The organism is Shewanella sp. YLB-07, assembly GCF_009377275.1.
Window position 1 is genome coordinate 139376 of sequence record NZ_VOQB01000001.1, and the last position, 22298, is coordinate 161673.

Consider the following 22298-nt stretch of genomic DNA (forward strand, 5'->3'; position numbering starts at 1 on the left):
AATTTACTCGTTGCCGCAAACATCTTGCCGCCAACGAATCAATCTCAGTTCGATAGGTGAACTATGAAGCGTTTAATATTTTTATTCCTGTTAACCCAGCTTATGGCCTGTGGCTCTTCAGGCTCACTCTCAGCAGAGCAGCTCAAGGCTAATGATCGTCACTTGGCCGAGGTGGCAATGACGAATGGCCGTCCGGGGAGTGCCATAGAGATCTATCAAGCATTGTTAGATAAAGCTCCCCACGATGTGGAGCTGCTCTATCTACTGGGGAGCGCCTATAACCTGAGCGGTGAGTATGCGATGGCATTGCACCAACTTAAGGAGGCGAGTCGAATCAACCGCGAGGCTGGCTATGCCAGCCGGGGAGAGATCCAGCGAGAGATAGGCCGGGCGCAGCTAGCCTCCGGTGATACGCCCAAGGCTTTGATTGCGCTGCTGCAGGCAAGCTCTTTGTTGCCCGGTGACGCCGTGGCCCACAACAGTCTGGGTGTGTGTTATGCCCTGCATCAGGAATACCAGCAGGCTCGCGGCGCGTTTCAGGCGGCGCTTAATATCGATCCCGGCAGTCTGGAATATCGCAATAATTTAGCTCTGGCCTGGATACTCGATGACAAGCCGCAGCTGGGCATAGATGTTATCTACCCCAGTTATTTACGCGGAAAAAGCACGGTAAAATTACGCCAGAACTTAGCCCTGGCCTTCGCGATGAAAGGCGATATAGAGGCGGCTAAGGCCATAGCCAGACAAGATCTGACTAAGGCGGAGCTAGAGCGAAATCTGGATTTCTATGGCCAATGGCAGAGAAAGGAACTGTGAAGTCGAAGCAAGAGGGGAGTCAAACCCTGGAATTTACCCTGACTCTGATCCCTTTTTTCATTCTTTTACTCCTGGTTGTCGAGCTGTGCCGTTTCATGTTAACGGCAAATCTGCTCGATGCGGCCCTGTCTACGGCCGCCAGACAGGTGGTCAGGCTGAATGATAAGCAAGATGTTCTGCAGCTGTTGAGACAAGAGATCGATGCGCAGGATTGGCCACTATTTGACAATGGCAGAATGAAACTTGAGGGACGTTATTATGAGGATCTTGAGGCCTTAGTGCTGGATCAATACGATTCGGATTATAAGGACCAGATGTATGGTGAATATCGGCTTACTTACACCTATCAGATGTTATTTATCGAAGGCATGGGTGATGGCAGCGCCATCAATAAGTTTGAGCGAACCGTGTTGGTAGCCCATGAGAGGCGTTAATTCCATGGCTAAATATCAGCAGGGGATCAGCGTTATCGCCTTGCCTGTGATCATCTTAGTGATGGCGGCTCTGGCCCTATTCGTGTTCAGAATTAACCATGCTCTGCTGACTAAGGCCAAGTTGGACCGCCTGTCCTATTCACTGGTGACTGTGGTCAGTGTCGAGCCCTTGAAGCTGCCATGGGTGACAGATAAGCAAGCGATCACTCAGAAGCTAGCCGATGATCTACTGACCTTAGCTAAGCGCCACTTGGATGGCATCAGCAGTGACGGTAATACTCAAGTCGGTATCGAGCTGGAGCAGCTTAAGTTCCTGGGAGAAAAAAATAGCGAGCAGTGGTACGGTTTTCAATCTGGCAGCAAATGTCAGGGCAATACCGGGTTAACGGGTCTCGCCGACTTATCTCCTAAGGGCAGTGTGGAGGGATACAACTTAGGTAAATATGCTCAGCTGTTTCAGGTGACCGTGTGTTTGACAGGCGTTAAATCTGTCAATGGCGTGCTGGGTATCGTGGATTTTTCCAATTTTACCCAAGATTATTATAAGAGCTCTTCTTTGATGATAGGGAGGCATTATGACAAAACGTCTTGGTTACGATAGACAGCATGGGGATATCTCCCTGATGTTTGTGATCTGTTTACCTTTCATGTTGGCGATGATTGCCATCAGTATCTTACTGGCCATGTATCTGCTGACGGTGACCCGGGCCGGTCAGGCATCGGATGCAGCGTCTCTCGCCTGCGGTTATTCACAGCGGGCCGATCAAGCCCTGCTTGTGGGTATCTTGGATTATTATCGTCCCGGTTTTGTGATCCATGATGGTGAAGCCCAGATAGCCATCGACGGCAGAAATCGCTGCAGCATAAAGGCGAGTTATCGCTTCAACCCGACCATGATGGCGCTGCTTCCAGAGTCGGCGCGCACAGATGTATCTCTCTCCTCAGATACTGGTGCAACTTCACACTTGGTGATCAACTCGACGCCCTTACCCATGGATCTCGCTTTGGTGTTGGATATCTCTGGATCCATGTCCGCTCAGTTACCTCAGTTGAAACGCATCATCAATGGCGCCCTCGAAGATATTCGACAGCAAGATGCAGATGAAGTCGGTGCGGTGAGGTTTTCTTTGGTGCCCTTCGAGACTGGAGTCGGTGTGCTCAATGCTCCCTGGATGCCAAAATCTGCGGACAAGGTCACCTGTGTCGATGGTCTGAGTTATGGCCAATACAGTGTGGATTATGCCGCAACGGTGAACGATCTTGCTGAGCCCGCCGCCAACCTGAATATTAATACGACATTTGCCAGCAAATGGCTGGACGCCTGCAGCATGGATGTGACTATCTTGCCCCTGACGCAAGATCTCGATTTGGTGAAACAGAGGGTCGATGCCCTAGTCACCAGTGGCACGACTTCCTCCTATCAAGGTTTGATCTGGGGCGTGCGCACCTTGCTGCCCCAGTGGCAGGAGGAATGGCAGATCCCCCCTGTTGAGTCGCCAGAACTGATACAGCGTTTGGTGTTGTTCACCGATGGTGCAGACCAGGGCTTTCATCTGGATGATCTGATTGAACAAGGCTTGTGCCGGGCTATCCAGGATAAACATCATATCGAGATGAGCTTTATCGGCTTCGGAGTCAGCGATCGCCGCCTGCAGCAATTCAGGGAGTGTGCCGGTGTTAAGGGCAAGGTGTATGACGCGCAAAATACCCAGGAGCTGGAAGCCTTCTTTCGTGAGGCACTGCAGACTGAGACTAAGGCTAGCTTAGTATTGCGGGAGGAAATAGAAACTTAAAGCCAGGAGTTTTAAATCGGAACCTAAGGCTTAGGACTTGAGATTAGGAACTAGGATCAGAATCTAGAATCGCATTCATATCTGTGAATGCTTGAATGAAAATAATTCGTTTTATTAGAGGTGTTTATGTTTAAAAGGTGGGCCGTGATCGTTTCTTTAGTGTTTACAACGCTTTCGCCATCGGCGTATGGCTATCAACAGGGAGACTTGCTTTCATCTAAGGCGATGCAGGAGTTAGGTCTGAACCCCAATGAGCTGACTATCATAGATTTCTTTGCCCAGTGGTGCGTGTCATGCCGTGAAGAACTGCCCGAGGTTGAGATATTGTCTCGTCAGTTAGCCGGGCGCGGAGTAAGCATAGTCGGTGTCGATGTCGATGAAGACGTCGACGTGGGACTGGCATTCCAACGGGAATTAGGTCTGACTTTTCGAGTGGTAGCCGATCCGGAGCAAGTGCTGGTCGCAGATTTTCAGCCCACTGGTATGCCGGCTTTGTATTACGTCTACAAAGGCAAGGTTCTCAAGGTGAGATACGGCGCTATCAATAATATTCGAAAAGTGATCATCGAGGATATTCGGTCTCTGGATTTAGCCGAATAATGAATAATCGAATGAAGGGAAAAATGAAGATACGAGCAATATGAATAACATCAGACAAGTGATAATCGATGATATCAGATCCCTGGGATTGGCTAAATGAAGGGCGGAGATACGAGTAATATGAAGAAAAAAATGAAATGTAAGTTAAGCCTGATATCCGCTCTCTTGAGCGTGTCATTCGGTGCAAAGGCGACATTGGATATTGATCTTAGTGGCTTGGGTGAGGGCGAAAATCCGCCTGAAATTAACACTAAGAAGCTGAATCAGACTATTGGCTCAGGAACTGCGCAGGCCTCTGTACCAGAATCAGTACCAGGCTCGATACAAGAGACGGTCAGCGCCAATGGTCGTTATCATCAGTCCACTAGTGTCTCCTCTTCCGTGTATTCCAGTCAGGGGGCGATCACAGGCCTGAGACGTAATGTCGAGCTAGTCGCTCCTAAGCGGCCAAGTCTGCTGTTATCTGCCCCTGAAGTTTTGGCGAACGATATCTCGTTCGGCCCAGGTGTTTCACCGACTATTTCGCAGCCTATGTCTCCGACTCTTTCATCTACTCTCTCCTTCGAGAATATGCCAGAAATTGAGGTGGCAGATGCAAAAGATGATGAGTCCATGTTGTCATTTCTCGATGAGTGGCTGGGGATAGACCCGGTAAAGCCTTGGGAGAAAGGCACATTGGCCGAGAAGGCGATGAAGCCCGGCGGCGTAGTGCCTGAGTTTGACCGCTTCTCGGAGAAAGTCTTCTCCTATAAGCAAGGTTCTGTGGGTGGCAGTGGCGTCGGTGGCGGCGGCTGTGGTTGTAACTAGTATCAATGGCTTAAACTTAAATAAGAATACCAATGAGTAAAAAATTAACACTGACAATCCTAAGCGGCGTAGCAGCCTCAGGCTTAGGCGCATTATCCCTCCCGGCTCAGGTCGAGGCGGCGGATCATATTTCGATTCATCATATGAACTTCGAGGAGTACGGCGATAAGGTCAAGGCTGGCGACAATCTGCTCTCTATTGAGAAAAACTTCGGTTTGGATTGGACCCTGACCGCAGAGCTGGGTTATGACACGGTTTCGGGTGCATCTCCCGCCTGGGGGCCGACAACTCCGGTATCGGGCAACCAGGACTTGCTCAATCGAGCCAAGAAAACCCAGTTGGCACAGGGGCAAACTACTGAGGTGATTCGTGCGGGTTATGACCCTTATCGGGATGCCTATGCCGTGCAGGCCTATGAGCTCGAAGATACCCGCTACTCTAGCAGCGCTAACCTGACTTACAGAGACAAGAAGCGTGATGAGTGGAGCCTAGGCCTTAACTACTCTCAGGAGGAAGATTATGAAAGCATGGGCATCAATGGTCAGGTGCTCATCTATGCCGACAGTCGTAAGAATCGCTCCTATACCATAGGAGGCTCCTTACTGCTCGATAAGACCTTGGCATTTGAGGAATATGAGAACTTCGGTAACACCCAAGAGTGGCAAGATATCTTTAACAGTGATATCGAACTTGGGCTATCTCAGATTTTTACCGCAAACTTTTATGCCACATTTACCCTTTTTTCCGGATACAAGTCCGGGTATTTGAGCAATCATTACCTGACTGTGTTGCGTGAGATAGACATAGATGACGATGGCGTGATAGCGGACGATGAGGTCTTTCTAGGTCAGGATACCCGGCCCGATAAACGACTCTCCGGCGGGATTAATATTCAGACCTTCTACAGCTTTAGCTCATCTGTGGTTATTCGCCCACGTTACAAGTATTTTACCGATGATTGGGGGGTCACCTCCCACCAAGTTGGTGGCAAATTAAGTATCGAACTGCTGGATTGGCTGACATTGACTCCGGGATATTTTTGGTACTCTCAGACTGCGGCAGACTTCTTTGTCGATCCAGATTCCGCCGACCCTTCATTTGCGGCTACCGGTTATGCCACATCGGATCTGCGTCTGGGGGATTTCGATGCCAATGCCTATGAGCTTGGTGTCAGTGTAAAGGCGACTAAGCGACTGCGTCTTAATGCTTTGGCGGCCTACTATGACAGGAGTAATGGCTATGAGAGCCAGTGGTGGGTAGTTGGGGCAACCTATGAGTTCTAACCTTGTTTATGTTCATCGTTTCACCGCCATGACGGTTCCCTGTGAAGTTATCTTGTTCGCCGATGAAGCCGAGCCTCTGGCTCTGGCTATCGAAGACAATACCCGGCGACTGGAAGCTAAATATAACTTCCATGACAAGGACTCCTGGCTAAGTCGGCAGATTAATTCTCGTGGGAGTGATAGGGTGGAACTCGATCATGAAACATGGACTATTCTAAGGCTGGTACGTCAGTACTGCGAGGCTACCCAAGGCATCTTCGACATCACAATCGGTAGCCTTAAATACCTTAAGGCCTGCCAGCCAGACCTGAGCCGGGAGGAGTTATACCTCAGCATTGAGCCCTATATGGGGCTCAATTCCTGGTCACTTGAGGGAATGAATCTCAGTTTTACTCATTCTCAGACTCGGTTTGACTTAGGCGGGGTGATTAAGGAGTACAGCGTCGATCAAGCAGTGGATTTAGTGAAAGCCGCCGGCGTCACCGGGGCCTTGATTAATTTCGGCGGTGACATTCGCACCTTTGGTCAAAAGCTTGATGGCAATCCGTTTGTTGTGGCCGTGCTCAACCCTAAAGACACCCAAAAACCTTTCTTCTCTTTGCCCCTGAATAATCAGGCGCTCACCACTTCGGCTCATTATCAACGTCATTACCAATTCAGTGATGGCCAGACGTCACATATATTAGCCAAAGGCGGGGTACATCCTCAGGTGCTCTCATCCACAGTGGTCGCTGACACGGCATTAGAGGCGGGAATATACAGTACGGCACTAACCATAAAGCCGACTCTGGATGTCCCTGATTCGATTGGTTTTGCCTTTATCGACGACAAGTTAACCCTTCATCAAGACGCGGAGTTTATCCAATCATGAGACTGTTATTTATCATATCTTGCTTTATGGCCAGCATGTTCGCACAGGCGCAAACTCAAAAGGAGTTTCTGCCTGTGAAACAGGCTTTCCCCTACAGTCAAAGTGTGGTCGGAAATGAGTTGATCATAAGCTTCGATACCGTTCCCGGGTATTATCTCTACCAGAAGCGGTTGTCGTTCAAGTCCGCTTCACCCGAATTAACCTTAGGTGAGCCAATATTCTCTGTCACGGCGCAGCAGAAGCAAGACCCCTATTTTGGTGAGGTGGGTGTCTTTCGTCAGCCATTAAGGGTGCGGGTTCCCTTCGAGGGTGCGGGCAAAGTCAAGGTGCGCTTTCAGGGCTGCGCCGATGATGGTCTATGTTATATGCCCCAGACCAAGTCGGTAGAGTTACAGGCCTTGTGATATTGAGGCTTAAAATCAAGGTTTAGCCCCGTGACTTAGCCTGAGTCAGAGAGATAAAAACGCGGCCTATAGCCATGTTTTGCTTAAAGTTTACTATGACTGCTCTTATTGGATCGGGTTAGAAGAGCACTGTAATCTCCTGTGAGCAGTCATTACTGTCGGCATTACATACCTTAACCCTATGGCTTGTGCCTCCTTTGATACCTGTGTTGATATCATACTCGTAAGGGCTGGTAGTGAGTTCAGCTTCTACGTCCGAACCATATAGGTATGGTGAGTTCATATCATCGAGATAGATATCTATGAGGGGATAGGCAGCCCAGGTAATATCTATATGTTTTACCCCTCTCTGTTTACGTCCTGTAGCTGTTAAATTGAAATCACTCGCTGCCAGAGTCTTAGTCGCAATGCCTGTGGTGGACATACTTGAGTTACCGGCGCCATTAGAGGCATAGACTCTGTGATAGTAGTCGGTGTTGGCGGCGAGGCCTGTATCACTGTAGCCACTCGTGTCGGCAGCAACGGTACCAGCAGCTGCCCAGTCAATGTTATTCAGGGAGCGCTCTATGTGAAATGCCGATTCATCTGATGAATTATCAGTCCAGTTCAGAACTATTCGGCTAGATGAAACCGGACCAGTGACTATATTCGAAGGTGCATTGGGTTTAGTTTGACTTGCATCCGTTTCCGAACGGATATAGAGATTAGAAACTGTAATACTATCGAATGAGGTATTGTTTCCCGCAGTCTGATCGCTGTCTGTTACGCTTACTCTTACTTCTCCGCTGACACCTTGAGGCAGCATGGCGCTGTAATGGCCATTATCACTGTTTGAAAGTGTGGCAAAATTGGAGAAAGAGACTCCATTGTCGAGCGAGTAAGACAGTATTATTTGATCGTCGGGCAAGGTGGGTAAATCGGGGGGACTGGACATACTGGCATCCAGATGTAATTCCACTAAGTTGCCCGATGTGATGCTAAATAACCAAGTATGGGTCAGGTAGCTGAATCGGTTCTGCTTCTTACCGCCAGATTGGCGTTCCGTAATCGTCTGACTCGAGCCGCTATCGAGGGCCGAGTCTTGGTAGTTGCCGCTAACATTGCCTGCTGTGAATATCTCACCATAAGCAATTTGGTTGATAAAGGGAGGTGCATCCACGCTAATATTGATATTAACTGAATCACTGGCCCCTAAATTGTCGGTGACTGTAAGAGTTGCGGTATAGCCACCAGCGGCTGTATAAAGGTGTGTTGGCATCGCCTCCGTTGAGCTTGCGCCATCACCAAAGTCCCAATTGAAGCTGATACTGCTTTGGGGATCATCATCTTTTGAGCCTGTGCTATCAAATGTGACCTCCAATGCTGCCTGGCCCGTAAGTGGATCTCCTGCTATTACCGCAATTGGTGCTCGATTCAGGACTGACACTGCAATAGAGTTTTGGTCACTTAAGCCATCATTATCGGTGACTGTTAAGGTGGCAGTGTATTCCCCTGGGACTAGGTACTCATGAGTAGGATCATCGACAGGATTTGTGGTTGTGACTTCAGTCTCGTCACCGAAAAGCCAGTCATAACTCACAATGTCGCCATCGTCTGTTGAGCCTGTACTACTAAATGACACAGAGGTAGGTGCAAAAGTTGGTGAATAACTTATGGTGCCGATATTAGCCGTTGGTCCTTGAAGATTTGATGAGCTTTGAACCGTTGCCGAGATTATATATTGGCCTAAGCTGCCGTAATCGGGATAGCCCGTATCCAGAGGATCCCCCTTACCTACACCATCTATCATCAGGAAGTAGGTTCCGGCACTGGCGAAGCTGCCGCCCAGTGATGCCGATAGAATATTTGCGACATTGTCAGTTTGCAGTAAGGCTCCGCTGCTGTCATAGAGGCTGGCCTCTATGTCTAAATTTGGGCTAACATCGTCAGGATTGATTGAGATGCTGAAGCTACCTGCCGCCGCATCGAACTTAAACATATCTTGATCGCTACTGAGGTGGATAAGACCAAATGCATCGAGTTGGTTTGTTGCGCCATTATCTGTGACAGTCATGGATGTCACATCGTCGACGATACTCATGTCATCGACATGGTCATCAGATATCAAAGGGGCACCATAGTATTGAATGTCCGAAATATCATTTTGAGGCTGATTTGCCAGTGGATAGGTGTTCATACTCCACTGCACTAATTCTTGATAATAGCCCACCCCCATAATCGGTGCCCAGCCTGTTACGCCAGAGCCATGGCCTGTGTAATAACCGGTTCCGTCTGTTTGTCCATCATGGCTTAGCCCTAAGTTATGACCTGCTTCATGGGAGATAGCCTCACCAGCACCGACAACACTCGAGTTAAATACGAAGGCGGGTTTTAGGTAATTGGTATTGGATCCGTAATCATCGAATGCTCTGAGGTAGGCAAAGCCACCACAGCCACAGTTGGAAAAGGTGTTCTGAGTTATTACCACTCGAGTGCCGAACAGTTGATCGCCTGACGTTTCACGGGCTATAGGATCGGCAGCAAGGTCATCTGGGTCAGTGAGATCTTCTGTGGTGACATCGACATTAAAGGGGGCAAAGTCTTCGGCGACCTGTCGCCACATCAGGTAAATTCTATCGAGCTCGTCCTGTGTAAAGGTCTCGGGAACACCATAGGGGTTGTAAGGGGGTGACACAATAGGTGTGCCATAGGAGTTGTTCCAGGCTGTGCCTGTTGTAGTGTGGCCATCAAAATCTAACAATATGGTTCTGGGCGCTCCAGGCCTGCTATGTAACTTGAACGTTTGCTCTTGGTTAAGTGCTGTTTCTGGTGTAATCAAAGGCTCTGTCATGCTTTGTTGACTAGGCTCTTCGATCTCTACATAGAAAACTCGCCCTTGTTTATCTAGCCAGACACTCGTGTCCTGTCTGATCATCTTGGCAAATTGGGCGGGAGTTTTACCGTACCAAGCCGCCACTTCAGGAAGTTTAGTACCAAGTAGACCTATGGCATGTTCACCGTTAGCGGGTTCTGGAAGTGTTACAGAAGGGAAGACACGATGGGAGTTCGACGCATCTTGCGACTCAGATGTCGCGTTGGCTGCGGCCGCATCAAATCCTGATAGCCCCGTAGCAGATAAGAAAAAGCTTAACAGCGCAAGCTTAAAGAATCTATTTGAGTAATCCATTACCGTTCCTTTTTTAGCGTTCGATAGTTAATTTAAAGTGTAGCAGGGGATAAGGTGTTCGCACGCCAAAGCTAGATAGACTCTAGGCTTGCTAATGTTTTTAATTGTTTAAACTTGACCAAACGATTGTTAATTAAAAAACATATTTTCCCATTAGAGTGATGGTTACTCGAGCGTAAAACTGGTTTAATAGCCTTAAGTTTATGACTTTAGTAGGTCTGTATGTCTTTTTCGGTTCTAGATGTAGTCTCTTTTGTGTGTTTTTTCTTTTGCTGGGTGGGCTATACCACCTTTGCGCGCCGTAAGGCTAAAACCACTAACTGTATCGCCAGGTGCTTACATCAACATAGAATTCATTGGATGAATGAGCTGATGACTCGTGAAATTCGAGTCGGAGAGGCGGCCTTACTGGCGAACCTGGAACGTAACATCACTTTTTTCGCTTCTACAACAATGCTGGTACTCGCGGGGGTGCTCACCCTGTTTGCTCAAGTGGAGCGCTTAGAAGCTGTGATAACAACCATTCCTTATACCGCCACTCCGGTGCACTTGTTAATCCAAGTTAAATTGGCCTTATTGACCTTCATCTTCGTGATGGCTTTCTTTCAGTTTACCTGGTCTATGCGCCAATATGGCTTTCTTAATGTGATGGTGGGGGCGGCGCCTTTCGAGCCGAGCGGCTGTAATGAAAACCTTAAAAACTACGCAAAGCAGATGGCGATAGTGCAAGATCAGGCGGCGCACTCCTATAATTATGGCTTAAGAGCATACTATTTTTCGATGGCAGTCATGTGCTGGTTTTTCCATCCCGCTTTATTTATTTGCGCTAGCCTGTTCGTTGTTTACACTCTCTATCGCCGTGAGTTTAAATCTAAAGCTGTAATGGCGATTACTGCGGGTATGCAAGCGTTAGATATTGAAAAGGAGCAGGCGAGCAAACATTAGTCATGTACTATTTTATTCGTCCAAAAAGTGAGGCTTAGGCAACTTTATCCACTAAGTATTAACTTCTGTAGATGATTTTTAAACTATGTATTCTAATTTATTCCGGATCTATCCTCTTTCGAGCCCTATGTATTTATTTTGTTGTAAAGCTACATTGTGGTTCTCATATTTATTCGATTGTAAATCTATCTCACAAATCTGAGCTAAATTCCGTTGTTGGCTTACAGTTCTGGAATGTAATGTGACCTCAATATCGGTATTTTAGTTAACAAGCATTTACCATTCATTATCCTAATTTTTATGGTTGATGATTGTGATGTCAGGTTTCTCAGATCAGGTTAAAACAATAAAGAAGGGCCTAGATGTCCCTATTGCCGGAGAGCCCAGGCAAGAGATTGAAAATTTCTCCAGGTCATCTCATGTGGCCATTCTTGGCGAAGAGTACGTTGGCTTAAAACCTAGTATGTTGGTTGAAGTGGGTGCACAGGTTAAGAAAGGCCAGCCGCTGTTCGAAGATAAGAGAACACCTGGTGTGATATTTACCGCTCCCGCTAGTGGTGAGGTCGTGGCGATTCATCGTGGCGAGCGTCGTGTACTTCAGTCTGTGGTGATTAGATGTCACGGCTATGACAGCATCAGCTTCGAATCCTATGACGATCTTGCTCAAGTGAGTCGTGAACTTGTTCAAGCCAACTTAGTTAATAGTGGTTTATGGACAGCCCTGCGTACTCGCCCTTTTTCTCGGGTTCCAGAACTCGGTTCATCGCCTGCAGGCATATTCGTCACTGCTATGGATACCAATCCGTTAGCGGCAGAGCCACGTATTATCATTGCCGAACAAGAAAAAGCGTTTTTAACCGGTATGCAGGTGCTCACTCGCTTAACCGACAATAAGGTTTACCTGTGCCATGACGAAGGCGATAACCTGCCGGGTCATGATCTTCCTCGAGTCGAAACCAAGCGCTTTAGTGGAGTTCACCCTGCCGGATTAGTGGGTACTCACATTCACTTTACTCTGTCAGTGGGTATCGAACGACCTGTTTGGCATATTGGCTATCAGGACGTGATTGCCTACGGCAAGCTATTTCTGACCGGTGAGCTTTATACCGATCGTGTCGTATCTATTGCCGGCCCGGATGTGGTTAACCCTAGGCTTATCCGCATTCAACTCGGCGCCGAGCTTGTTGAAAGTATTAAGGATGAGTTAACACCAGGTTTTTCCCGGGTGGTTTCAGGCTCTGTACTCTCGGGTCACACAGCCTCAGGTCCACACAGCTACCTTGGCCGATTTCACCATCAAATCACCGCATTGACCGAAGATTCTGAGCATGAATTGCTGTCTTGGATCCGCGGTGGCTCGGATAAATTCTCTATCACTCGCGCGGTAACCTCACGTTTCAATCGTTCGAAGAAGCTATTCAATATGACCACCCACACTGGTGGCTCACAGCGCGCCATGATGGCATTTGGTCAGTTAGATCGCGTGATGCCCTTGGATGTGTTGCCTACCTTGTTGGTTCGCGACTTAGTGGTCCGTGATACCGATGAGGCGCAGGAGCTTGGCGCATTAGAGTTAGACGAAGAAGATTTAGCATTATGTACCTTTGTTTGTCCGGGAAAATACGATTTCGGTAAAGAGCTTCGTGCTTGTCTGGACATAATAGAGAGGGAAGGGTAAATGAGTAATAAAGACAAAAAGCCTGACGTTCAGGAAGACTACTACGCGCCGGGTCAGGCGATGAAGGGGTATCTTAGATCCTTAGTTATCGCAAACGGCCGCAGCACTAAAGGTAAGGTGCACGTTCGTGATGCCATCGATGTGAAACGTACCATGACCTTAGTGGGTCTTTGCTTAATGCCTGCTATTTTATTTGGCTTATACAACTTAGGACTTCAGGCACAAATCGCAATTGCATCTGGCTTGTCCACCCCGGATGTATGGCAACTCGCGCCTTTTGACCTTATTTTTGGTGGCCTCACCGAACAGACGGGTCTTATCGGCTTGTTTCTCTATGGCGCAAGCTTCTATATTCCAATCTATCTTACGGCGCTGCTAGTGAGTCTGCTTTGGGAGATGGTGTTCGCTAAGGTGCGTGGCCAAGAGCTGCACGAAGGCTTCTTCGTTACCGCCTTATTGTTTACCTTGATATTACCTGTATCAACGCCGCTATGGTTAATCGCCATGGGGATCACCTTCGGCGTTATTATCGCTAAAGAGCTCTTCGGCGGTATGGGATATAACTTCCTTAACCCGGCATTAGCGGGCTTAGCCTTTATCTTCTTTGCTTACCCGACTCAGATTGCTGAGCCTGCGCTTTTAGTCGCAGCCGATGGTTTCTCGGGAGCGACAGCGTTAGCCCAAGCCGCGGCGGGTAAGTTGAGCTTTGCCGATTATACCTGGTATCAAGCTTTCTCTGACCCTCAATGGTGGAACGCCTTCTTTGGTTTTACCCCAGGTGCAATCGGTGAAACCAGTACCTTGGCCTTGCTGTTAGGTGGTTGCTTACTGCTTGCCACGCGTTTAGCCGATTGGCGCATCGTTGCCGGCGTTATGCTTGGCATGATCTTAACCTCTGTCATGTTTAACCTTATCGGTTCAAGCAAGAATGATATGTTCGCTATGCCTTGGACTTGGCATCTTGTGACCGGTGGTTTTGCCATCGCCATGATGTTTATGGCCACGGATCCGGTGACGACCTCTTATACCCGTCAGGGCAAGCTGGCATACGGCATCTTGATTGGTTTTATGACTGTGCTCATTCGGGTGATGAACCTGAAAATGCCAGAGGGGATCATGCTAGCCATCTTATTCGCTAACTTGTGGTCGCCTCTGTTCGATTACATGGTTGCTCGCGCCAATATTAAGCGCAGAGCTAAGCGCAGAGCTAAGCGCACCGCTGCGCTATTAAGCAATGACAATTCGGGAGCTAAATCATAATGGCCTTGAAGAAAGATTCTGTGGTGGGAACCATGATTTTCATCATCACCCTCAGCCTCTTGTGCTCATTTATGATCACAGGAACCGCCGAGCTACTCAAAGAGCGCAAGCTGGTTAAGAAGCGTGATGAACTTAAGCGTTATGTACTGATGGCATCGGATGTGGATATCCAAGGCGATAAAGATTTCCGCGCCATCTTCGAAAAATCAGTAACGCCTTTGCTTATCGATATCGAATCTGGTGCCATCGAGCCAAAAGAGCGCGTCGAAGTGATGGATTTCGATGAGCGTATGGCGGCCATTAACCCTGAAACATCACATAAGCTAAAGAAAAAGATAGATAAAGCTAAGATTAAAACCCGTGCCGATCAAGTGCGAATTTTCCAAGTATTTGACGAAAATGGCAAGTTGGTGAGTCTTGTCTTACCTATTTATGGTAAAGGCCTGTGGTCGATTATCTATGGCTACGTTGCATTGAAACCCGACTTTAACACTATCGAGAATGTGGTGTTTTATGAACATGGTGAGACCCCAGGTATCGGTGACTTTCTTAACGAGACTGAGTGGACTGATAAGTTCCGCGGCAAGCAAATTTTCGACGCTAAGGGTAAGCCAGTATTGAAAATTGTTAAGGGCGGCGCAAAAGAGGGGGATATTCATGGTGTCGATGCCGTGAGCGGTGCAACCATGACGGGGCGTGGTGTACAGCGTTCGATTCAATTCTGGTTTGGTAGCGAAGGCTTTAAAGTCTTCTTAGACAAGCTAAAAGCTGCGGAGGTTTAAGATGAGTAAAAGTTTAGCTGCCACTCGGGAAGTGCTGTCTACTCCTATTTTCAAGAACAACCCGGTTGCCATGCAGGTGCTTGGGGTCTGTTCTGCGCTAGCGGTCAGTAATTCGATGCAAACGGCATTGGTGATGACCTTAGCCGTGACCTTCGTTCTGGTGTTCTCGAATCTGATCATCTCGACCATACGCAACCTTATCCCCAACAGCGTGCGCATCATCGCGCAGATGACGATTATCGCCTCATTGGTGATCATCGTCGACATGGTGCTGCAGGATATCGCCTATGAGTTGTCTCGCCAGCTATCTGTGTTTGTGGGTTTGATTATTACCAACTGTATCATCATGGGCCGCGCCGAAGCCTTCGCCATGAAGAATAAGCCGCCGATGGCCGTGGTCGATGCCTTAGGTAATGCCATGGGTTATGGCGTGATCTTACTCGGCGTGGCTTTTGTCAGAGAACTGATAGGCAGTGGCACTCTGTTTGGTCATGAGATTTTGAAAACGGTGGAAAATGGAGGCTGGTACCTAACGAACGAAATGTTCAAACTGCCACCGATTGCCTTCTTCCTGATCGGTTTGATGATCTGGGCTATCAATGTCATTCAGCGTAAGAGAGGGTAAGAGAAGGTTATGGAACACTATATAAATCTATTTGTTCAGGCGGCTCTTATCGACAATATGGCGCTGTCATTTTTCATGGGCATGTGTACCTTTCTCGCGGTCTCTAAGAAGGTATCCACCTCCTTCGGTCTAGGTATCGCGGTGATAGTCGTGATGATGCTTGCGGTACCCTTAAATCAGCTGATTTACGCCAACGTACTGGCTCCGGGAGCGCTGGCTTGGGCCGGATACCCTGAGATTGATTTGAGTTACCTGCAGCTGATCACCTTTATCGGTGTTATCGCGGCGTTAGTGCAGATCCTCGAGATGTTCTTAGATAAATACATCCCTAGCCTCTATGACTCGCTGGGGATCTTCCTGCCACTGTTAACCGTTAACTGTGCCATTTTTGCCGGGGTTATTTTTATGGCTAACCGGGATTACACCTTAGGTGAGTCCGTGGTGTTTGCCGCGGGTTCAGGTTTTGGTTGGGCCATGGCGATTGTGATGTTGGCAGGCCTGCGTGAACGAATGAAGTTTCATGCCATACCCGAAGGGCTTCAAGGTGTAGGCATTACGTTTATCACCACAGGCTTGATGGCATTGGGCTTTATGGCGTTCGCAGGTATCTCAATTTAATTCAGTGAGCTAATCGTGTACTTGGATTAACGAAATTGAATTAACGAAATTGAATTAAGAGAAGGTAGATTCGATGGAAATGGCAATTGGTATCGGTATGTTTACCTTAGTGGTGAGTATGCTGGTGATGGTGATTCTATTCGCCAAGAGTAAACTGGTTTCAACCGGTGATGTAAGAATCGGCATCAATGATGACGAAGAAAAGAGCATCACAACGCCAGCCGGCGATAAGCTGCTTGGGGCATTGGCCAATAAGAATATCTTTATTCCATCCGCCTGTGGTGGCGGTGGAACCTGCGGTCAGTGTCGCGTAATCGTTAAGTCTGGCGGTGGGGATATCTTGCCGACAGAGCGCGACCATATTACCAAGAAAGAGGCTAAAACGGGTTGTCGTTTAGCCTGTCAGGTGGCGGTTAAAACCGATATGGAACTTGAAGTCGAAGAGGAGATTTTCGGTGTTAAGAAGTGGCAGTGTGAAGTTATCTCAAACGATAATAAAGCCACCTTCATTAAAGAGTTATTGCTGAAGATACCCGAAGGCGAAGACGTTAAATTTAAGGCGGGTGGTTATATTCAGGTAGAAGCGCCGGCTCATCAGGTCAACTACAGCGATTTCGATATTCCGGACGAGTATCGTGGTGACTGGGATAAGTATGACCTGTTCAAGCTGGTATCTAAAGTCGATGAAGATGTGCTGCGTGCTTACTCTATGGCGAATTACCCGGACGAGAAAGGCCGCATCATGCTCAACGTGCGTATTGCTACGCCGCCTTCAGACGGTGTGCCACCGGGCAAGATGTCATCTTACATCTTTAACCTTAAAGCCGGTGACATGGTAACGATATCCGGCCCCTTCGGTGAGTTCTTCGTTAAGGAGACCGATGCCGAGATGGTGTTTATTGGCGGTGGTGCAGGTATGGCGCCAATGCGCTCACACATCTTCAATCAGCTTAAGGGCGAGAAGACTAAACGTAAGATGAGCTTCTGGTACGGCGCACGATCTACCCGAGAAGTCTTCTATCAAGATGAATTTGACAAGCTAGCTGCCGAGAATGAAAACTTTGTCTGGCATGTAGCACTGTCCGATCCTCTCCCCGAAGATAACTGGGATGGCTACACCGGCTTTATCCACAATGTGATTTATGAGAACTATCTTAAAAATCACAAGGCCCCGGAAGATTGTGAGTTCTACATGTGTGGCCCTCCGATTATGAACACCTCTGTCATTAATATGCTGGAGAGCTTAGGCGTCGAAGAAGAAAACATCCTGCTAGATGACTTCGGTGATTAGCCACCAGTGTTATAAGTAGAAACGGATAGATTAAATGCAGCCTTAGGGCTGCATTTTTGTTTTAAGTCTCAGAGAAGTTTACTTGTGCAAAAGATACACTAGTGAAGAAAAAGCCATAAAATTAGGGTGAAATTTAGTTTCAAAGGCGTAGACCAGCGCCTTTACTGCAGATGAAAGGAGTTATTAAATAACGTGATAATTACGCCACCTTAGCCCAGCCCCCTCTCTTAGCTTTATAGCTACCAAGCTCCACACGTACACTAGCGCTCCATTTTTACTGCTTCTTGCAGTGACTTCTTGCGCCTAAAATTTATAGCTTAATCTTTCAGATTTCTGAATCAGGCTTTGGCTGCTTGACGAAAAGTTCGGTCGTCTGATGAAAAGTAGAGGTTTAATGTTTACACAATTTAAAATCGATTGGATGTCTAACATCCGCAGGCGACCTGCTGTCAGGTATTGTCGATGACTTGACTGACACCTATAGCAATAAGAGCCGTGAGTGTAAGGGTCAAGGTATTGCGAATATTGGTGCTTCCCTGATGGGGGCATGGCGGGATGTGCCATGATTGGTCAATCGATTATCAATATCAAGTCTGGCGGACTGGGTAGGCTATCTAGCCTAGCTGCGGGAATATTCTTGCTGTTCATGGTGCTGTTTTTAGATGAATGGCTGAAGTTAATCCCCATGGCAGCCCTAGTGGCTGTGATTTTCAGCTGCTGGTTTAACCAGATTGACTCAAAGATCAGATAAGTTGGTTTAACCCATTTTTCAGTCATAAAAAACCGCCAACTATGGCGGTTTTCACTTATCTCTGAATAAAGCGCTTATTCTTGTGCTTTCAAAGTGAGCTAATTACAGCTCAGCTTCAATCCATACCAAACGGTGATCGGAAGAGATATCCTTGCCGTTGCCCCATTTTCCAACACGCTCATCATTCATAAGCATGTAGCCGTCTTCGAAACTTGCAGGCCAAAATACGCCTGAGTCTGTGATGTTAAGATCGTTTGACGGAATAGCATGGTCGACACGTAGACCGAAGGTACTGGTGATGCGATCTGGGTAGGTGCTATCGCCACAACCACCAAGTGCTACACATTCAGTAGACCCTAGGCTGTTAGGCGCGTAAACACCATCGGTTGCCAGTACGTTTACACGTTCATGATGCATTAGGTTTTGAATTGAATCGAGGAAGCCATCACCATTTTCTGGATCGGCGTTAAGATCGCCCATAACGACGAAAGAAGCATCTAGCCCTAGGCCGCCTTTGACACCGGCATCATCATAGATGTAGTCGGCATTTGATGCATAGTCACTCCAGAATTTAATCTCTGCACGGTTAAGCATCTTGTTGTTCTGTGTGAGCGTATCAAAAACGGGTGGCGTCGGGTGAGAGAGTAGTAAGTGAACCACTTTTTCACCATCGGCAGTAGGGATTAGGATAGGCGCATCCACATGGTTTTTAGAAGACAATGGCTTTTCGGCCCAAGCTTCTGCTGTATACCATTCATCGCCACACTTCATGCCTTCTGGAATTGGATTGTTTTCATCTTCACAGTTAGTGATTGTTGGGTTAGTTTCACCCGGCATGTCTTTCCACTTGAAGGTTTGGAAAGTGCGGATGTTATCAGTATCGATTGGGTACTGAGACAGTAAGCCAAAGGCATATTGGCCGTGGTAGAAACCGAAGCCCCAAGCATCGCCTGGTAGTGCTACAGTTCCGTTTCGGTCTAGATCGAATTCGCTGAGCAGACCTGTGTTGGTTGAGAAGTTCTCGAAATAAGCGAATTGAATCGGTTCGAGCATCTTCTTATCATCAGAAGTGGTCCCTAGACCATTTTGTGGTACCGCTAAGTAGTTTAAGCGAAAACCTTTAATAGCGTCTTGATTCTCACCCATGCCATCGTTGTTAAATTCGCCCATCATCAATACTGCCGGACGTTCAGTCTGGATTATAGCTGCGACGTTACGGATCTGAATGACTTTTTCTGCCACTTTAAGTTCGTCTTCAGTTAAGGTTTCATCGAACCACTTCTCCATTAAGGCTTCTTGCTCAGGAGTGGTTAAAGCCATCTCTGCAGCAAGTTGTTCGAAGCTGCTGCGATCGAATGATAAGTTATAAGTACCGAAGCGAACATTAGTGCTATCTGGTGTAGGTTCAACGGGGTTGTTGATAATTGTTTCGTCATTACATCCTGATAATAACGCAATCGAGATCGCAGCCGCAGCTGCAGTTTTTAGAAAATTCATATTTTGTGACCCATCAATAATTATTATGTTGAGCTCATTTATTTGAGCTTCGATAGGATTCTATACAGGTGTCCATTAACTGGATATGAAACAGATCAAAAAATGAGTTCAATCGCACTGTTTTTATGCGTATGTTGCGCTTGTTGGCTGATTAAGTATCTAAGTTGTGATGTTGGACCTTGCGCTTGAACGATTAGGAGAGGGATCTTTGTAACAGGTATTGAGACTTGTAAGATTAATTACTACACTGGACGGCTACTTTACTTCTAACTCGTTCTGGGCCTTAAGATGATCATTAAGCCAATTGCCACCAATGTTATTACCGGTTTTCTAGGAGTTGGCAAGACCACGCTAATCAAGCGTCTGTTAGCCGATAAGCCAGTGAATGAGAAATGGGCCGTGCTAGTCAATGAATTTGGTGAAGTGGGCATAGATGCCGCTTTGCTGGGCGGGAGCGGTGAGACTGTGGAAATTCGTGAAGTAGCTGGTGGCTGCATGTGCTGCGCAGCAGGTGTGCCTATGCAGGTTGCCATCAATCAGCTTATCGCTAAGGCAAAGCCAGATAGACTGCTGATAGAACCGACGGGGTTGGGCCATCCAAGGGAAGTGCTTAAGGTGCTCAGTGAGCCTCACTATCAGAATGTGATTAAATTAAAGTCCACCCTGTGTCTGGTCGACGCCAGAAAAGTCACCGATGCACGTTATCGGGAACATGATATTTTCAATCAGCAGCTCGAGGTCGCGGATATCATATTGGCGACTAAGGCCGACCTCTATACCCGAGATAGTTTGGCTGATCTTAAAGATTATCTGCAGCAGAAAAGCCTGCTAGGGCCGAAGTTTAACAAGGCCAGCAGCTTACTCACTGTCAGCATGGCTGGGGTTGATTCTGCGGCATTGCCTCACGAGTTAATGACCCTGTTAAATGAACCTGCGGTCATACCTGCAGCAAAACCCAGTAAGCCAGTATCCTTGTTAACTCCTAAAACCAGTGTGTTTGAGCTCGATTATAATGCCGGTGTATTGGAGTTTGACGAACGTGGCATTGTGTCTAAATCAAATGTGGGCGAGGGAGCTTATAGTTGTGGCTGGGTATTTGACCCAAGTTATGAATTTAACTTCGATGAGCTTCTGGTTTGGGTGAAAAGTTTAGATGTATTACGCTTTAAAGCCGTAGTTATTACCGACGAGGGCATTGCCGGAATTAATCTGGTTGATGGTGAGATGACGATTACCGAGCTAGATGATGTGATGGACTCCCGACTCGAGCTTATCAGTTTGTCGCAGATAAATGCTAAGGTGATAGAAGCTGAACTGATTAGCTTGTCTCGCCAGCTTAGCTTTTAGTGCCATACACGTTTTATCTTTATTGGTTAAACTTTGTAAATCTAAAGTTGTAATTGCTGGAGTCATGGTGGTGTTTCAGTTAGGGTGATGTAACAGAGACCTCTGGTCTCGTTATTATTCACTTTGTATAAATATGGATATTTATGATGTCACCTATTCATCTTCTAGCTAAACCTAAGCTTTTAGGCCTTACTCTTTTAATCGCTGCCCCAAGTTTTTTGCTTTCAGCCACTGAGTCTACCCCGGTGCTTGGCTTAAAGTCTGCCTCAGATATTAGCCCAGTGTCTGATGTGGCAGTAACCTTCAATGATAGTTACAAGGCGTATAAGCATGCTGTGACAGACAATGATGCTGCTGCAATGCTCCAGTATTCGGCCGAGTCATATGAATTGGGCCAACAAGAGTTCGGTGATAAGAGCTTAGATACTGCCAATCTGGCGTTAAATTATGCGACGGCCTTACAACACAAAGATAAGAGTCTAGACAGGAAGTCTAAAAATGAACGTGCAGAGAAGGCTCATCAGCTTTACCTGATTGCCCTAAGTATTTACGAAACTGAGTTTGGAGAGGACTCTTTAGAGACTATCGATCCTTTACTTGGTGCTGCGCAGACAAGCTCAGATGCAAGAAAAGCCAAATCTCAATATCATCATGCGGTAGGGATAGCCGAAGACAGTGAACGTCCACTACTGTTAGCCAGTGTGCAAATGAGTGCCTTTAATGGGCTAAAAAACTCTGAATACTATGATCGTAGAGTGCGCGATTATGCGCTTGATGCCTTCGAGATTTACCAGGAAAAGTTGCCACAAGATGCTTTGAAAAGAGTGGAGGCGACTTACACTGCTGGCATGATTTGGTTTGCAGAGAGGAGAGAGAGTAAAGCCATTCCACTTTTTGAAGAGGTGATAACCCAGTTCTCAAAACTGAATTACAGCCATCCCTATGAACTGGCGTCACATGCTCGTCTAGTTGAGCTATACGAAAAAGAGGGGGATAGTGAATCTTCAACAAAGCACTGCATCGCAATAGGCAGTATGCGCCCTTGGCAGGAAAATCAAGAGCAAACTCCCCTGTATCGTATCAATCCAAAGTATCCCATGTCAGCAGCTAGCACTGGAAAAGAGGGCTGGGTACAAGTTGCTTTTACTGTCAATGAGTCTGGTTTTGTGACAGATCCCAAAGTGGTTAATTCTAAGGGAAGTTCAGGGTTTGAACGAGCATCCCTAAAGGCGTTGGAAAAGTGGCGCTATGCACCCAAATTTGTTGATGGGAAACCTGTTGCTGCAGACAGCCTGGTTCAATTAGATTTTACCTTAGATAGAAGTTAACT

Annotated in this window: 20 protein-coding genes and 1 pseudogene; 19 read left to right on the plus strand and 2 right to left on the minus strand. The window is 47.3% G+C overall.

Going from position 1 to position 22298, the window contains the following annotated elements; translation table 11 throughout:
- Positions 1 to 63: 63 nt before the first annotated feature.
- From FS373_RS00545 to FS373_RS00585, 9 genes are all read left to right on the plus strand, one after another.
- Positions 64 to 816 carry a tetratricopeptide repeat protein gene (locus FS373_RS00545; protein WP_221937435.1) on the plus strand — a complete coding sequence of 251 codons (753 nt, stop codon included), beginning with the start codon at positions 64 to 66 and terminating at the stop codon, positions 814 to 816.
- A complete protein-coding gene (locus FS373_RS00550) occupies positions 813 to 1250 on the plus strand; it encodes a TadE/TadG family type IV pilus assembly protein (protein ID WP_185976876.1) in 438 nt (145 codons plus the stop codon). The genes FS373_RS00545 and FS373_RS00550 overlap by 4 nt, the downstream gene beginning before the upstream one ends.
- Positions 1251 to 1254: 4 nt before the next feature.
- Positions 1255 to 1851, plus strand: coding sequence for a tight adherence pilus pseudopilin TadF (gene tadF, locus FS373_RS00555; protein ID WP_194165802.1), 597 nt, complete (start codon positions 1255 to 1257; stop codon positions 1849 to 1851).
- Positions 1826 to 3043: a vWA domain-containing protein gene (locus FS373_RS00560; RefSeq protein ID WP_144047589.1), complete on the plus strand. Its 1218-nt coding sequence runs from the start codon at positions 1826 to 1828 to the stop codon at positions 3041 to 3043. The genes tadF and FS373_RS00560 overlap by 26 nt, the downstream gene beginning before the upstream one ends.
- A gap of 126 nt (positions 3044 to 3169) precedes the next feature.
- Positions 3170 to 3643 carry a TlpA family protein disulfide reductase gene (locus FS373_RS00565; RefSeq protein ID WP_144047588.1) on the plus strand — a complete coding sequence of 158 codons (474 nt, stop codon included), beginning with the start codon at positions 3170 to 3172 and terminating at the stop codon, positions 3641 to 3643.
- A 132-nt stretch (positions 3644 to 3775) separates the two neighbouring features.
- Entirely contained in the window at positions 3776 to 4450 is a 675-nt protein-coding gene (locus tag FS373_RS00570) for a DUF4266 domain-containing protein (protein WP_227992493.1), read from the plus strand.
- Positions 4451 to 4482: 32 nt separating this feature from the next.
- Positions 4483 to 5733 carry a DUF3570 domain-containing protein gene (locus tag FS373_RS00575; RefSeq protein ID WP_152828851.1) on the plus strand — a complete coding sequence of 417 codons (1251 nt, stop codon included), beginning with the start codon at positions 4483 to 4485 and terminating at the stop codon, positions 5731 to 5733.
- A complete protein-coding gene (locus FS373_RS00580) occupies positions 5723 to 6604 on the plus strand; it encodes an FAD:protein FMN transferase (protein ID WP_144047586.1) in 882 nt (293 codons plus the stop codon). The genes FS373_RS00575 and FS373_RS00580 overlap by 11 nt, the downstream gene beginning before the upstream one ends.
- The gene (locus FS373_RS00585; RefSeq protein ID WP_144047585.1) at positions 6601 to 7008 is read left to right on the plus strand and encodes a protein-disulfide reductase DsbD domain-containing protein; all 408 of its coding nucleotides are present in this window, start codon (positions 6601 to 6603) and stop codon (positions 7006 to 7008) included. The genes FS373_RS00580 and FS373_RS00585 overlap by 4 nt, the downstream gene beginning before the upstream one ends.
- A 118-nt stretch (positions 7009 to 7126) precedes the next feature.
- Here FS373_RS00585 and FS373_RS00590 read toward each other — a convergent pair whose 3' ends face one another.
- Positions 7127 to 10174 carry a PKD domain-containing protein gene (locus tag FS373_RS00590; RefSeq protein ID WP_144047584.1) on the minus strand — a complete coding sequence of 1016 codons (3048 nt, stop codon included), beginning with the start codon at positions 10172 to 10174 and terminating at the stop codon, positions 7127 to 7129.
- Between the two features lie 222 nt (positions 10175 to 10396).
- Here FS373_RS00590 and FS373_RS00595 point away from each other — a divergent pair, with 222 nt between their 5' ends.
- The 8 genes and pseudogenes from FS373_RS00595 to FS373_RS00630 form a co-directional block, all read left to right on the plus strand.
- Entirely contained in the window at positions 10397 to 11119 is a 723-nt protein-coding gene (locus FS373_RS00595; protein ID WP_144047583.1) for a DUF599 domain-containing protein, read from the plus strand.
- 316 nt (positions 11120 to 11435) lie between these two features.
- Positions 11436 to 12797: a Na(+)-translocating NADH-quinone reductase subunit A gene (locus FS373_RS00600; protein ID WP_152828852.1), complete on the plus strand. Its 1362-nt coding sequence runs from the start codon at positions 11436 to 11438 to the stop codon at positions 12795 to 12797.
- The gene (locus tag FS373_RS00605) at positions 12798 to 14057 is read left to right on the plus strand and encodes an NADH:ubiquinone reductase (Na(+)-transporting) subunit B (RefSeq protein ID WP_152828853.1); all 1260 of its coding nucleotides are present in this window, start codon (positions 12798 to 12800) and stop codon (positions 14055 to 14057) included. It begins immediately after the preceding gene.
- On the plus strand, positions 14057 to 14839 hold the full coding sequence (locus FS373_RS00610) for a Na(+)-translocating NADH-quinone reductase subunit C (RefSeq protein WP_144047580.1): 783 nt from the start codon (positions 14057 to 14059) through the stop codon (positions 14837 to 14839). Before FS373_RS00605 ends, FS373_RS00610 begins: the two co-directional genes overlap by 1 nt.
- A 1-nt stretch (position 14840) precedes the next feature.
- Positions 14841 to 15464, plus strand: coding sequence for an NADH:ubiquinone reductase (Na(+)-transporting) subunit D (locus FS373_RS00615; protein ID WP_144047579.1), 624 nt, complete (start codon positions 14841 to 14843; stop codon positions 15462 to 15464).
- Positions 15465 to 15473: 9 nt separating this feature from the next.
- A complete protein-coding gene (gene nqrE / locus FS373_RS00620) occupies positions 15474 to 16082 on the plus strand; it encodes an NADH:ubiquinone reductase (Na(+)-transporting) subunit E (protein ID WP_077752588.1) in 609 nt (202 codons plus the stop codon).
- A gap of 73 nt (positions 16083 to 16155) precedes the next feature.
- The gene (nqrF, locus tag FS373_RS00625; RefSeq protein WP_144047577.1) at positions 16156 to 17373 is read left to right on the plus strand and encodes an NADH:ubiquinone reductase (Na(+)-transporting) subunit F; all 1218 of its coding nucleotides are present in this window, start codon (positions 16156 to 16158) and stop codon (positions 17371 to 17373) included.
- Positions 17374 to 17825: 452 nt separating this feature from the next.
- Positions 17826 to 18082, plus strand: a pseudogene (locus FS373_RS00630) (SulP family inorganic anion transporter); the annotation flags it as partial.
- 144 nt (positions 18083 to 18226) lie between these two features.
- On the opposite strand, the gene FS373_RS00635 reads toward FS373_RS00630, so the two are convergent.
- Positions 18227 to 19621 carry an endonuclease/exonuclease/phosphatase family protein gene (locus FS373_RS00635; RefSeq protein ID WP_144047569.1) on the minus strand — a complete coding sequence of 465 codons (1395 nt, stop codon included), beginning with the start codon at positions 19619 to 19621 and terminating at the stop codon, positions 18227 to 18229.
- A 288-nt stretch (positions 19622 to 19909) separates the two neighbouring features.
- Here FS373_RS00635 and FS373_RS00640 point away from each other — a divergent pair, with 288 nt between their 5' ends.
- Positions 19910 to 20968 carry a CobW family GTP-binding protein gene (locus tag FS373_RS00640; RefSeq protein WP_144047568.1) on the plus strand — a complete coding sequence of 353 codons (1059 nt, stop codon included), beginning with the start codon at positions 19910 to 19912 and terminating at the stop codon, positions 20966 to 20968.
- A gap of 143 nt (positions 20969 to 21111) precedes the next feature.
- The gene (locus FS373_RS00645; RefSeq protein ID WP_144047567.1) at positions 21112 to 22296 is read left to right on the plus strand and encodes a TonB family protein; all 1185 of its coding nucleotides are present in this window, start codon (positions 21112 to 21114) and stop codon (positions 22294 to 22296) included.
- Positions 22297 to 22298: the final 2 nt, after the last annotated feature.

Coding starts and splice junctions, on each gene's coding strand:
- FS373_RS00545 (WP_221937435.1), top strand. CDS start 64: ATGAAGCGTTTAATATTTTTATTCCTGTTAACCCAGCTTATGGCCTGT.
- tadF (WP_194165802.1), top strand. CDS start 1,255: ATGGCTAAATATCAGCAGGGGATCAGCGTTATCGCCTTGCCTGTGATC.
- FS373_RS00560 (WP_144047589.1), top strand. CDS start 1,826: ATGACAAAACGTCTTGGTTACGATAGACAGCATGGGGATATCTCCCTG.
- FS373_RS00565 (WP_144047588.1), top strand. CDS start 3,170: ATGTTTAAAAGGTGGGCCGTGATCGTTTCTTTAGTGTTTACAACGCTT.
- FS373_RS00570 (WP_227992493.1), top strand. CDS start 3,776: ATGAAATGTAAGTTAAGCCTGATATCCGCTCTCTTGAGCGTGTCATTC.
- FS373_RS00575 (WP_152828851.1), top strand. CDS start 4,483: ATGAGTAAAAAATTAACACTGACAATCCTAAGCGGCGTAGCAGCCTCA.
- FS373_RS00580 (WP_144047586.1), top strand. CDS start 5,723: ATGAGTTCTAACCTTGTTTATGTTCATCGTTTCACCGCCATGACGGTT.
- FS373_RS00585 (WP_144047585.1), top strand. CDS start 6,601: ATGAGACTGTTATTTATCATATCTTGCTTTATGGCCAGCATGTTCGCA.
- FS373_RS00590 (WP_144047584.1), bottom strand. CDS start 10,174: ATGGATTACTCAAATAGATTCTTTAAGCTTGCGCTGTTAAGCTTTTTC.
- FS373_RS00595 (WP_144047583.1), top strand. CDS start 10,397: ATGTCTTTTTCGGTTCTAGATGTAGTCTCTTTTGTGTGTTTTTTCTTT.
- FS373_RS00600 (WP_152828852.1), top strand. CDS start 11,436: ATGTCAGGTTTCTCAGATCAGGTTAAAACAATAAAGAAGGGCCTAGAT.
- FS373_RS00605 (WP_152828853.1), top strand. CDS start 12,798: ATGAGTAATAAAGACAAAAAGCCTGACGTTCAGGAAGACTACTACGCG.
- FS373_RS00610 (WP_144047580.1), top strand. CDS start 14,057: ATGGCCTTGAAGAAAGATTCTGTGGTGGGAACCATGATTTTCATCATC.
- FS373_RS00615 (WP_144047579.1), top strand. CDS start 14,841: ATGAGTAAAAGTTTAGCTGCCACTCGGGAAGTGCTGTCTACTCCTATT.
- nqrE (WP_077752588.1), top strand. CDS start 15,474: ATGGAACACTATATAAATCTATTTGTTCAGGCGGCTCTTATCGACAAT.
- nqrF (WP_144047577.1), top strand. CDS start 16,156: ATGGAAATGGCAATTGGTATCGGTATGTTTACCTTAGTGGTGAGTATG.
- FS373_RS00635 (WP_144047569.1), bottom strand. CDS start 19,621: ATGAATTTTCTAAAAACTGCAGCTGCGGCTGCGATCTCGATTGCGTTA.
- FS373_RS00640 (WP_144047568.1), top strand. CDS start 19,910: ATGATCATTAAGCCAATTGCCACCAATGTTATTACCGGTTTTCTAGGA.
- FS373_RS00645 (WP_144047567.1), top strand. CDS start 21,112: ATGATGTCACCTATTCATCTTCTAGCTAAACCTAAGCTTTTAGGCCTT.